The sequence below is a fragment of the Streptococcus infantis genome (genome assembly GCF_047463615.1).
GTDB lineage: Bacteria > Bacillota > Bacilli > Lactobacillales > Streptococcaceae > Streptococcus > Streptococcus infantis_X.
The window spans coordinates 1-12,958 of the sequence record NZ_JASHDO010000016.1; the positions used below are offsets into that span (position 1 = coordinate 1).

Annotated in this window: 9 protein-coding genes, 1 tRNA gene and 1 pseudogene; all 11 read right to left on the bottom strand. The window is 36.9% G+C overall.

The genetic code is table 11. The features are described from left to right. Positions 1–101: 101 nt before the first annotated feature. Positions 102–1,307, bottom strand: a complete 1,206-nt coding sequence (locus tag QM874_RS09650) for an MFS transporter (protein WP_414317105.1) — start codon at positions 1,305–1,307, stop codon at positions 102–104. Positions 1,308–1,466: 159 nt separating this feature from the next. Further along, entirely contained in the window at positions 1,467–2,333 is an 867-nt protein-coding gene (locus QM874_RS09655) for a helix-turn-helix domain-containing protein (protein WP_414317106.1), read from the bottom strand. Positions 2,334–2,887: 554 nt separating this feature from the next. After that, positions 2,888–4,420, bottom strand: coding sequence for a cardiolipin synthase (gene cls / locus QM874_RS09660; protein ID WP_414317107.1), 1,533 nt, complete (start codon positions 4,418–4,420; stop codon positions 2,888–2,890). A gap of 172 nt (positions 4,421–4,592) precedes the next feature. Beyond that, positions 4,593–5,537 carry a 3-oxoacyl-[acyl-carrier-protein] synthase III C-terminal domain-containing protein gene (locus tag QM874_RS09665; protein ID WP_414317108.1) on the bottom strand — a complete coding sequence of 315 codons (945 nt, stop codon included), beginning with the start codon at positions 5,535–5,537 and terminating at the stop codon, positions 4,593–4,595. A 14-nt stretch (positions 5,538–5,551) separates the two neighbouring features. Continuing rightward, a complete protein-coding gene (locus tag QM874_RS09670; RefSeq protein ID WP_414317109.1) occupies positions 5,552–6,814 on the bottom strand; it encodes a F390 synthetase-related protein in 1,263 nt (420 codons plus the stop codon). Then, positions 6,792–7,607: an MBL fold metallo-hydrolase gene (locus QM874_RS09675; protein ID WP_414317110.1), complete on the bottom strand. Its 816-nt coding sequence runs from the start codon at positions 7,605–7,607 to the stop codon at positions 6,792–6,794. Before QM874_RS09675 ends, QM874_RS09670 begins: the two co-directional genes overlap by 23 nt. Then, on the bottom strand, positions 7,582–8,562 hold the full coding sequence (locus QM874_RS09680) for an NAD-dependent epimerase/dehydratase family protein (protein WP_414317111.1): 981 nt from the start codon (positions 8,560–8,562) through the stop codon (positions 7,582–7,584). Before QM874_RS09680 ends, QM874_RS09675 begins: the two co-directional genes overlap by 26 nt. Continuing rightward, entirely contained in the window at positions 8,562–9,833 is a 1,272-nt protein-coding gene (locus QM874_RS09685; protein ID WP_414317112.1) for a glycosyltransferase, read from the bottom strand. Before QM874_RS09685 ends, QM874_RS09680 begins: the two co-directional genes overlap by 1 nt. Before the next feature lie 184 nt (positions 9,834–10,017). After that, positions 10,018–11,169: an iron-containing alcohol dehydrogenase gene (locus QM874_RS09690; RefSeq protein ID WP_414317113.1), complete on the bottom strand. Its 1,152-nt coding sequence runs from the start codon at positions 11,167–11,169 to the stop codon at positions 10,018–10,020. Between the two features lie 199 nt (positions 11,170–11,368). After that, positions 11,369–12,628: pseudogene (locus QM874_RS09695) on the bottom strand (transposase). Positions 12,629–12,836: 208 nt separating this feature from the next. Next, positions 12,837–12,910: transfer RNA gene (locus QM874_RS09700), tRNA-Pro, on the bottom strand. Between the last annotated feature and the right edge of the window lie 48 nt (positions 12,911–12,958).

Below are 12,958 nucleotides of genomic sequence, written 5' to 3' on the forward strand. Positions count from 1 at the left end.
TCTAAATTATATAGTACATTATGTAAAACCTTTTTCAATTTTTTATTTTACTACTAATTAATAATATTTAATTCTAATGATCATTGTTCTACTAATCTTCCTTAATAAATATTGCAGTTCTTTTTCTTAGTTAGCTTTTTTTCATAACTCTTTATAAGAATAACCAATAAACTACTTAACAATCCCAAAATAACTAGACTCAATCTTGGGTTTAAAAGCCAATTAAAATAAGCAGCCAAAATCCCTCCAAAAGGAGCAAAAATGGTAGCTATTACAAAAGAACTAGAAAGTATCTTTCCAATATTATACACAGTACTTTCTTGTTGCTGTATTGTTGTAATCGAGACAGAAGCTATTGTAATTAATCCACTCAAAATTGAATAACAAATTCCAAAAAATATCCAATTTTTTACTATTCCACTCGCCATAATGACAAGTGGGATGGTTGCCATTGATATATTCATCAAGATAAAGGCATCCTTCTTATTCAAAAAAGTAGAAAGAAGGGTTACTGCTATCAAACTTCCAAATCCAGCAATTGAGTAAACAATCCCAACAAGACTATTTGATAATTTTAATTGATCCTGTAAATAATAAATAATCGTTGCATTGAAGCCTAGCATAGCGATATTCACAACAATAGTAAAGAGTAAAGAAATCCTCAACTTAATATTTGTAAAATTCTCTTTAAAACCTACAAAAATTTCTTTTATATCATCATTACCATTCTCCTTGTGTTCTTGATCGGGAATATATGAAATTAATATTGAAAGAAATAACAACAAGAAAGAAGCACTATTTATAAAAAAAATGCTATTAATATTAAATTTTAACATTAGAACCCCTGCAAGAGCTGGAGAAATTAATTTTGAAATAGTTCGTACACCTTGAAACTGAGAATTATATTTTTGCAATTCTTCCTTCTCAAATAAGGCAGGGGTAATGACTGAGAATCCTGTTTGAAAAAGTGTCGAAAATAAAGGAAGTAAAAATGCAATAACATAGTAAAAAAATATAGAAACTGAATATTTAGATAATATCGGAATTACACTACATAATAATGCAGGTATTAAGGTAGACCATAATAGTATTTTTTTCTTATTAAAATTATCTAATAAGTAACCCATAACAAATCCCAAGAAGAATTGAGGTAACAATTCAATAATCACCATTCCTCCCATTGCAAAAGACGAATGAAATTCTTGGTAAATTAAGATTGGAAAAGCAATTTTCTGAAATCTATCTCCAACATTTGATATAAACTCACCAAAAGTAATTGTGTAAAACGTTTTCTTATTGATATTCACAGCTTTCTTTCCTTTTATTTTATTTTTTGCCTTTAGTTTAGCACTTCAATGTTATTATGTCAATTATTTTTATAATATTTTTTTATTTATTTTTATTAAATACATATTTGTATCTTTCTAGATTAAAAAAAAACGATGCTTAATTGAACATCGTCTTTACTATTCTGTTATATCTGCAATGTAATGCTCGATTTTAAGAGCCATTGACATATTTCCCTCAAGCTTATACAGGAAATAAGCCGTTTCAAAGTACTCTTTTACTGCAACTTTAGAAGAAAAACTCTTACTTACATTTCCCATCAATAAATACAAATCAGCCAAAAGATACGTTGTTCTATACGTCTTACATTGCTTTATCGTATCCGTGATTTTAGTAATAGCCTCTTCAGTATTATTCTGCAACCATAGATAGCGACAAACATTATAATTACATTTAATAGAAAGGTTTAATTCTTCGATTGTGTTTAACTTGAGTTGATTTACTTGATACTCTAACTTTTTTCGAATTTCATTAAAACTCTCTAAATCTTCAATATCAAAATAAAAATTAAATAGAGTATTTGAAACTTGAAGGTAGAACAGGTCAGTTACATTTAACTGAGACAGTACCTTCTCCAATCTTGCCACAGCCTCCTCTTTTTGCCCATTGAAATAAAAATCTATAAGAGATTTTATCCACTCCATATAAAACTTATCTACTAGAGATAAGCGATGTACCTTTACACTCTCTAGTTCATATATATATTTCAAAGACTCATAATTTCGATTTGTGATAAATGTCTGGGCTAACTTCTTAAACTCTGATAGCTCATCAATCTCTTCTACAATCTGCTCATTAAAAAAATAATCTATACTAACTTTTAACTTCTTAGACAGAGCATATAAAAAGTCTGCTCCTGGAGTAAATTCTCCATTCTCTAATCGACTAATCTGTCCCTGTTTACATATCCCCTCGGCCAATTCTCGCTGAGACATTTTTAATTCTTTTCGTCTATTTTTTAATCTGGTTGCTAATAGTGTGCCCACGTTTGCATTTTCCTTTTCTATTCGATTTCAATTTCAATTGTAACATGATTAAATTTTAAATACAAATTAATAAATCAAAAGATACAAATTATATATAAACAATGGATGGTTAAGTTGTTTTTAAAAACCTATCCCTTCTTCTTTTGAAACTTCCTTACTCATACTACTGAAAAACTTATTAACTTTAAAATAGATTAGATGTTACACTATTATGTTTAAATCTTGCTTTTGATATATTTTACAGACCGGAAGTAGTCTTTTTCAACGTATTAAATTCAGGAGAGTAGTAACGATTCTTCCCATTTGTATAGCTTTATATTCCATAAAGATCAAATAATTTTGTCGTGTACTTTAGTCTAGAAACATCCACACAAAATCTTTTTGAAACCTGATTGAATCTTTATACTTGCTTTCGGAGTTCATATTTCTGAACCTTATCATCTTATGTACATTCCTAATAAAGGAAAGCCTTATTTTTAAACTGCTAAGCTTACAGAAAAAGAGACGGCAAACCTTCTCTTTCTCTAATTATACAGATGAACTAGCTCTTTCACTTAAAGCATTGGCGCAAACAACTGGGTCACTTCCTTGATTAATGTTTGATACCAAGTAAGATTGATCGTCCCTGGGAATACTTCCTGCGATACTTCAAAAATCTCTTCAAAGTCCTTACGAATATCTGCAATCGATGGTGTTTCATACAACAAAACCGCATTTTCATAGTGATGAACCAAGCTACGATAATCTAGATTTATGGTTCCAACAACTGCGTATCGATCATCAACAATCATCTGCTTACTATGGATAAAACCAGGAGTATACTCATAAATACGGACACCAGCAGACAAAAGATCTGGATAAGCTCCTCGTGTTATCAGTTGAATAAGCTCCTTGTCTGGTACAAAGGGAGTGACAATTCTCACATCTACGCCTCGCATAGCCGCATTTTTGATATCCTCTGTCAAATCATAATCAATAATGAGATAAGGCGTGGTGATATAGACAAAATCTTCCGCTTGATTAATCAGGTTTTGATAGACGATTTTACCCACCTTCATTCTATAGATAGGCTTTGGTCCACTTCCATATGGGATACATAGACCGCCACCTGGTCGTGTCTGATTTTCCAAATGATACTGATCAAAGTCACTGATTTCACCACGGTTGATGTACCAGTTCATGAGAAATAGTCTTGTAAAAGCCTGAACAGCTGGGCCATCTATACGAAGGCCACTATCTTTCCAATAGCCAAAACGTTCGATCTGGTTGATATACTCATCCGCAAGATTGACGCCACCAGTATAGGCAATCTGACCATCAATGACCAAAATTTTGCGGTGATCTCGGTTATTATAGGCCACTGTCATACGAGGAATTACCTTATTAAACTTATAAGCCTCAATTCCCCGAGATCGGAGATGCACAGTATAATCACCTGGCAATGTCACCATGCAGCCGATATCGTCGTAGAGCATCTTAACTTCAACACCCTGAGCAACTTTTTCTTCGAGAATCTCAAGCATGCTGTCCCACATCAAGCCTTCTTCGACAATATAGTATTCCAGGAAGATAAATTTCTCAGCCTTTTTCAAATCCTCTAAGATTTGTCTCCACATAGCCTCTCCAGTAGAGAAAAATTGAGAATCTGTCTGCTCGTACACCTCTGCATTGCTATCCATATGTAGCAAGGCGTTGATAATCCCATAAGCAGACTTATCTCTATCCTTTAACCCTTGATGAAGAGCAAACTCACTCTTTTCATGGTTAGTAATGGAGCGTAGTTCCTTCAGCTGTTTCAGTTCTTTTTTTGATAGTCTTCTCTCACCGAACATGAGATAAAGCAGTGGACCAAACACTGGCACAAAGGTCACAATCAACCAAGTCACCTTGCTTTCAGGCGACATAGAACGATTAACAATGGCTAAAACAGTTGCCACGCTGACCAGAAATACAAGAATCACCCAAATAATTGGAGCAATCTGGCTCATGTAAAGAATAATTCCGAAAACAAGAAATAATTCTATCAGGATAATCGCAATACTAAAGCCATACTTGGACATCAATAATCGAAATTTTCTTATCCCCATATCTCCCTCTCAATTTCTAAGTATACTCCCTAATATACCATCTGAAAACGCTTATTACACTCTAGTATACTTAGTTTCGTAAAAGTTATCAAGTCTTTTCTGTTTAGGCCGATAATTCTCCAACTGAGGTGAACAACAAAAAAAGCAGACCACATACATGCCTGCTCTTATTTTACAATTTTAATGCCAACATATTGACCGTCATACCAGCTGCAGTTCCCATCAGGTAAACTACATCGCCTTCTTTGACCAAGCCATGGTCTAAAGAATAAGCTAAACCAAATGGCACAGAAACTGAAACCATATTTCCATAATCACTAACAAGATTAAGATACTTGTCTTCATCTACACCCAGTTTTTCCATGACCAAAGGAAGAGCGCGACTAGCCTGATGGGGAATGATGTAGTCTACATCCCCTAGAGCCAACTGTGTTTTCTCTTGAAACTCTTCAAACATACCTGGGATTTTACGAGCTGACAAAAGTAAAATTTTCTTGCCCTTCATATCAAACATAAAATTTGTCTTGGTTTCTTCAGAGTATTCTTTTGGTTGATAAGAAGTCAGACCTCCACGGATTTCAGTATCGTGGGCTCCCTCCGACCAAGTGCGTTGAAGGCTTGCTATCACTCCCTTATCCTTGTCACTTGCTTGGAAAATAAAGGCTGCGGCCCCATCACCAAAGAGTTCATAACTTTCTTTTTGCTTTGGATTGAGACCCAAGCTACCGACTTCACTGGAAACAATTAAGACACGACGATATTCTCCTGCCTCAATCAAATGTGACATGGTTGATAAAGCAGAGATGAAACTTGTACAAGTCGTATTGATATCCATAGCTGGGATAGAGAGTCCTTTTGCCACACGTTCATGAATCAAGGCTGCCGTACAAGGAATCGGCTGAACACCTACCGCACTAGCTGATACCAGGCAATCAATATCTTCGATTTTTAAATTTGCCTTTTCAAGGGCACGCTGAATCGCTACTTCTGCTAGATCTAGCTGGGTTTCTTCATTTTCAACCACACGATAACGGGTCTGGTCTTTAAATGTTACTGTGTGATTTGGCAGGCAAACTCCATAACCTGCGATTTCTACATGTCTTTTTACTTCTGTCATTGTCTATTGTCCTTTCATAAACGTTGGATACGTTTGAGCTTACGACTTGTATCCCAATGATAATCTGAAAATCGTATTTCAGGTACTTTAAACTCTTTTTGTTGAGCTAAGAGTCTGAATTGCTCTGTAATGGCTACTTCTAATTGCTCGTCCCTTCGACTCAGACAAACTTCCACTAACTTCTCAGAATGTTGTTTGACTTGGTAATCTCCGACATTCTCCACAAAGAGAATGCATCGTCTGATAAAGTCAGGATAAATCCTTACCTGACCTCCATCTTGTCCATCAAAATAGAAGATGTCGTCAGAACGCCCTTCAACCTTGTCAATCCTTGTATAATGAGATCCACAAGGACAAGGTTCAGGATTTTCAACCAAGATATCGTTGAGCCGATAGCGATAAACAGGCTGACTGCTCCGCTTAAAATCAGTAATCACCGGATAAAAACATCGGTCATCCAAATAGTGTTTTTCCACAATAATGATGTCTTCGTTGAGATGAAAATTCCCAGCCGAGCAAGTACAAGCTAAGAAACCTTCCGTTGCTTGATAAACCTGATCAATAATCGGCAACTCAAAAGCGCTCGAAATTCGCTCTTTATCACTATCTTCCAAGATTTCAGCCACCGAAACGATTTTTTGTGGATGAATGACTAACTCCCCAGCTTTCAGACGCTTGCTCAATTCAATCAACATAGAAGCAGGCGCCACCACAATGGTCGGTTGATAATTGTTGAGACGCTCGATATGCTCATCTGTATTCTTGAAAATATCAAAGTACTCTAAACGAATAAGCGCCGTATTGATGGTCTGATACAATTCATTATCCGCTCTGAGGAAAAAGGCTATGCGGTGCCCAAAAAGGTGACCTTTGGGCAACATCTTTGCCAAGATAGCCGCTGCCCACATACTTCTCTCTTTTTCAGTTGTGATAAAGAGTCCCCGGTGTCCAGATGTTCCAGAAGACAGCCCAACTGCTATTTCTCCCTTGAGTTCTGTAAAATTTCGAGTCTTTTCACTTTCGATAGCCAAAGCCAAGGCCTCGTCTCGATCCACTCCTTGAGTATTAAGCTCATTAAAATGCGTCATCATAAAAGCCTTATCCATATGGTCAAAGTCACTAGGTACACCATTTTTAAAATAAGGTGACTCACATTTGAGAAAGTCCATATAGGCAGCCAACTGCTTTTTCTGATAGTTTTCTAAGGCTTCTCGAGATTTAAAATTATGTAGCCAACGAGTTTGGATAAAAGTTTTAAGAAAGGTTATTTTTTTCATACAAAATCTGCTCAATCCTTTCTACAGGGTCATGGCTAACGAGCACTTCTATTCCATCCTTTAAAACCTCTTCCAAGAGCTCTGTTCCTTTGATATAGTCAGCCTTACTATCTTGCACCAAGGAAGGAATCAGATGCATCTGTTTCGTATAGGGTAAAAGGTCAATTCCCCAGCAAAGATCTGCTGCAATAAAGAGATGATAATCTGGAATAAAGAGACAGGCTTGACCCTTAGCATGCCCATCTATCGAAGCTACAAGGATACTGCCGTCTCCAAAAAGATCATTGGTGGAACGATAATTGAAGTTGGAGTTTTGCTGATTTGTCTTGATGACTGTCAATCTTTCTTCGAAGTCACTCGGTAAAAATTCTTTAAAAATTAAATCTTTTAGTTTGGGGTTCTTGTAAACATCATAGACTTCCTGGGTCAGGATAAAGTTTGCATTCGGAAAGAAGCTAGCTCCTCCCAAATGATCTGGATGTAGATGAGACAACAAGACATAGTTGATTTCTTCTGGCTTGATTCCTTTAGCCTTCAGCAAGTGCGAAATCTGGTCTTTTTCCGTCATTTGAACGGGTGTGCCTAAACGATATAAACCATAGCGTAACTTGGTCTTAATATCATAGTGATAGCCAGTATCATAGAGCAGATAGCCCTTATCCCTGTGCTTGATAAGGAACACTCCTGCAGGGAAAGTCATCTTTCTATTCTTGACACCCTTAAAAAGCAAACCGGCATAACTAGTACAATATCCCGCTGGGAAATACTCAATGCTTTCGATAATCTTGGACATATTGTTCAATCCCTTCTGAAATACTAATTTTCGGATGATACCCCAATTCCCTCTCGGCCTTGCTAATATCCAGCGTTTGACTATAGCGGAGCAGATAATAGGTATATCGAGTTAGAGGTGGCTCCCCTTTAAGGTTCAAGGTCTTGTATAGAAATTCTAAACTACTTGCAATTCCTGATAAGAGAGATGCTGGAATTTTTCTATATTTGATTGGATAATCCAAGCCTGTCAAACTTTCCTCTAGCAAATCTCTAAAAGCCCTCGGCTCACCATTAGTAATGTTATAAACCTCACCTTTGGCTTCTGGAGCTTCTAAGGCTAAACGAATTGCGAAAGCAACATTTTCCACGCAAGTCATGTCCATGAGCTGACGCCCATCCCCTATCAAAGGAATGCCAATTTTTTGACTCAGATTAATCACTCGTGGCAAGATGCTGGTATCTCCAATCCCAAACAGTCCCCGAGGTCTCAAGATAATACTAGGAACATCTGGATAATCATTAAAGAGCTTCTCTGAAGCCAATTTGCTACGGATATAATTATTGAGCTTATTTTCCTCTGGAGCATCACTTTCTTTGATAGCCAACTGATCCTTAGGAGCAGCATAAATGCTTGGTGAGGATACATAGACTAAACGTTGAATACCTGTTTGGCGACATGCCTCGAGAACATATCTAGTTCCTAAAACATTGGCCTGATAAAAATCTTCCCAAGGGCCCCAAACTGTTGATAGGGCTCCCGCATGAACGACCAGATCCATCCCCTTACAAGCCTCTAGCACATCATCAGCTTTGGTCAAATCACCCTGAAAAAAACTAACCGAAGAATTCTCTAAAGAGCGACCCACTTGACTGTTTCTACCAAAAGCTCGCACTTGGTAACCATGCTCAACTAGTTCTTCTACAACATATTTACCCAAGAAACCAGTAGCTCCTGTAACTAATACTTTTTTCATCATTCTTTCTCCTTATCTGCTAACAGACGGTGGATTTCGCTTTCCAAAATTTCTGTTGGATGATAGGATTGTGCAGCCTGGCGGAGATTCTCCAATTCTGGCCAATTTTCTTTAGCTATTAATTTTTCAAAGGCCTGCCCAATCTCCTTGCTATTATCTCTTTTAGCTGTGAAAGCAACACCCGCTTCCACCCCACGAACAGCATAATCAAATTGGTCGTAGTCATGAGGCAAAATCAAAGCTGGTTTACCATAAATGATACACTGATAAAAAATTCCAGCTCCACCATGATGAATCACATAATCCATCTGAGGAATGTATTCTTTGTAAGGAAGATAAGAAACAACTGATAGATTCTCCATGAGATTTTCGCATTGAAATTCTTGTTGACCTAAACCTTGAGTGATAAAAAAGTGACAGTCTGGATGAGCTTTGGCAAGTTCTTTTGTTTGAAAAATGAGATTTTCTTTTGCCCACTCCAATTGTGTCCCACAAGATACTAGAACCTTCTTTCGACCAGCAAAGAGAGATAAATCTAAAGGATAGTCTTCTACCGTCTCAACTGAAGCACCAAAAGGACCTACCCAGCTATAGTGCTCTGGAAATCCCTTTTTTAATTCTACTTCTTTCATACCAATACCTAAGATAGAATAGGGAGAATAAATAGTTTCTTGGCCTTTCTGATTGTAAAGTTTAAAATGATAACGCCTTAAGCGGTCTCGTAATAATAAAGATACTATCCGTTTTCCCACACGAGTTGTTTTTCTCCCAAGAAACTGTTGTAAAACCTGCCAGCTATTCTGGGGAGTCCCCATTCCTCCAAAGAAACAAGGAGGTCCATCTGTCGTCTCAATCGCAAACTGGGTCGCCATAGTTGTTAGCCACGGAATTCCCATCTGCTCAGCTACAAGTCCACCAGATAGTGTGATAAAGTCCACTATGACAATATCCGGACGATGATTTGTCCATTCTTGGATTAATTGGTCCGAAACTAGGTTTACCAAATCAAGACTAGCAGACAACTGCCGATAGGCTGAAATAATTCCTAACTGCTCCTTATTGTTGGCAGCTTTTTCAAATTCCTTTACGTGTCCTTCTAAAATGGGAAGAACCTGAAAACCAACCGCCTCTGCAACAGCCTTTTTCTGAGGGCCAGTAAACAAACGAATCTCATACTGAGGATTGTCTAATAGAGATAGTAATAAATTCATAGTTGGATACAAATGACCACTTAAAGGGACAACTACAACAGCGATTTTAATTTTCTTCATAATCCTAGCATATCAAATTTTCCAAAAAAGAACTATCACGAGGATAGTTCTTCTTAAATATTATTGGTTTTAAATTATAGAAATAGTATTTGATTTCTTAGTACATTATTTGAATATTCGGGAGGAATTCGTAATGTAAGAATCTTAAATTTACTATCCCTAAAAAATTCCAAAGTAGCTTTGCTTAGAATAATTCCTTATAGAAAGCAATGGTTTCTTCCAAAGTTGGCATGAATGGATTACCTGGTGCACAAGCATCAATCAAGGCATTCTTAGAAAGGTATTCAAAGTCAAAGTCTTTTTCTTCGATACCAAGTTCTGTCAATTTCTTAGGAATACCGACAGTTTCAGAAAGTTTTTCAATTTCAGAAATAGCATAAGAAGCACATTCTTCATCTGATTTTCCTTCAATTTGCATTCCCAAGGCCTTAGCAACATTACGGAAGGCTACAGGTACACGTTTGGCATTTTCACGCTCAACGACTGGCAAAAGCATAGCACAGCAAACGCCATGAGGCAAGTTATAGACAGCACCCAATTGGTGAGCCATTGAGTGAACATAGCCGAGTCCAGCATTGTTAAAGCTCATCCCTCCAAGGAAGATAGCATTAACCATACCTTCACGAGCTTCAATATCGTGACCATTTTCTACTGCACGTGGAAGATATTCTTTGATCAGCTCGATAGCTCCGATAGAGAGTTTCTTAGTCACATCATAAGCACCTGGTGTTACCAAAGCTTCAACAGCGTGAGTAAGAGCATCCATACCAGTAGCAGCAGTCAAAGCTTGAGGTTTTGAAACCATCAATTCAGGGTCATTAACAGAGATAAGAGCAAGACTGTTCTTATCAACCATTACCATTTTAACCTTACGTTCTTCATCAGTGATCACGTAGTTGATAGTAATTTCTGCTGATGTACCTGCAGTAGTATTGATCGCTACAACAGGAAGGCCTTTTTGAGCAGACTTATGCAAACCTTCATAATCCTGCGGTTTACCACCATTAGTCGCGATTACAGAAATACAGCTAGCTGCATCCTGTGGAGAGCCACCACCGACCGAGATGATAAAGTCACAGTTGTGCTCTTTCAAAGCAGCGACCCCATCCATGACATTTTTACAAGTAGGGTTCGGTTCAACATCACTAAAGATAACGTAAGCAATCCCTTCATCATCTAAAGGTTTTAAAATTTTTGGCAAGATATCACTTGATTCGATATACTTATCTGTCACCAAAATAGCCTTACTGTAACCCAACTCCTTAACATAAGGACCAACTTCATTTACCACACCTTTACCAATAAGGTTGACTGCTGGAACGTAAAATGTTGCCATATTTTTTCCTCCTTGCGTGTTTCACGCTTTATATTTAGGTTAATTATATAATATATTTCCTATATTTTCAAATATTTGTGATTTTTTTAACAAATAAGAGTTTTTTAATATTTCAGCAAAGTTTTATAAGAAAAAAAAAGTCAGGAAAAACTGAGAAGAATTATGGCTCTTTCTCAACTGTAGTGGGTTGAATAAAAAGCTAACATCTGGAGAGGACAATCGTTGTCCTCTCCATTTTTATATTCAAAGCGATGAAAATTCGTTTCTTAAAGTTGTCAAAGTTCCTAAAACCAAAGGCATTTCGTTTGATAAGTTTGATGAGATTATTGGTCGCTTCCAGTTTGGCGTTGGAATAGAGTAGTTGAAGGGCGTTGACAATTTTCTCTTTGTCCTTGAGAAATGTCTTAAAGACAGTTTGAAAAAGAGGATGAACCTGTTTAAGATTGTCCTCAATGAGTCCGAAAAATTTGTCTGGCTCCTTGTTCTGAAAGTGAAAAAGCAAGAGCTGATAGATATTATAGTGGTGTCTCAAGTCTTCTGAATAGCTCAAAAGCTTGTCTAGAATCTCCTTATTTGTTAAGTGCATGCGAAAAGTAGGGCGATAAAAACGTTTATCACTCAGTTTACGACTATCCTGTTGAATGAGCTTCCAGTAGCGCTTGATAGCTTTGTATTCATGGGATTTTCTATCAAATTGATTCATGATTTGGACACGAACTCGACTTATAGCTCGGCTTAAGTGCTGAACAATGTGGAAACGATCAAGTACAATTTTTGCATTTGGGAGTGAAACAGTCTGGGAGACTGTTTCAGCCTGAGCCTAGAAATTCGAAAGCGAAGCTGTTTAGCTAAGGTATCGTAAGGGCTAAAACATATCCATAGTAATGATTTTCACCTGACAACGAACGGCTCGATTGTAGCGCAGAAAGTGATTTCGGATGATAGCTTGTGTTCTTCCATCAAGAATAGTAATGATATTGAGCTGATCAAAATCTTGTGCAATAAAGCTCATCTTTCCCTTGGTAAATGCGTACTCGTCCCAAGACATAATCTCTGGAAGACGAGAAAAATCATGCTTAAAGTGGAAGTTATTGAGCTTTCGAATGACAGTTGAAGTTGAAATAGCCAGCTGATGAGCAATATCAGTCATAGAAGTTTTTTCAACCAACTTTTGAGCTATTTTTTGGTTGATAATACGGGGAATTTGATGATTCTTCTTAACGATAGAAGTTTCAGCGACCGCCATTTTCGAGCAATGATAGCATTTGAAACGGCGTTTTTTAAGAAGAATTCTGGTAGGCATACCAGTCGTCTCAAGGTAAGGAATTTTAGAAGGTTTTTGAAAATCATATTTCTTCATTTGACTTCTGCAATTAGGACAATGTGGAGCCTCATAATCCAGATTGATGTTTGGGTCTTTAATATCAAGGAGTTTTGTAATAAAATGTAATTGTTCCATATGAATCTTTCTAATGAGTTGTTTTGTCGCTTTTCATTATAGATCTTATGGGACTTTTTTTCTACACAAAAATAGGCTCCATAAGATCCATAGGGGATTTACCCACTACAGAAATTATAGAGCTAGAATTATTTTATTGAAAGGTTATAAAGAATATTTATAATAAATAAAAAAAGAACAACTAGTGTTCTTACTCTTGTAATATCAATCGGGAAGACAGGATTCGAACCTGCGACACCTTGGTCCCAAACCAAGTACTCTACCAAGCTGAGCTACTTCCCGAGTTAAATAGAAAAAATGCACCCTAGAGGAGTCGAACCTCTAACCGCC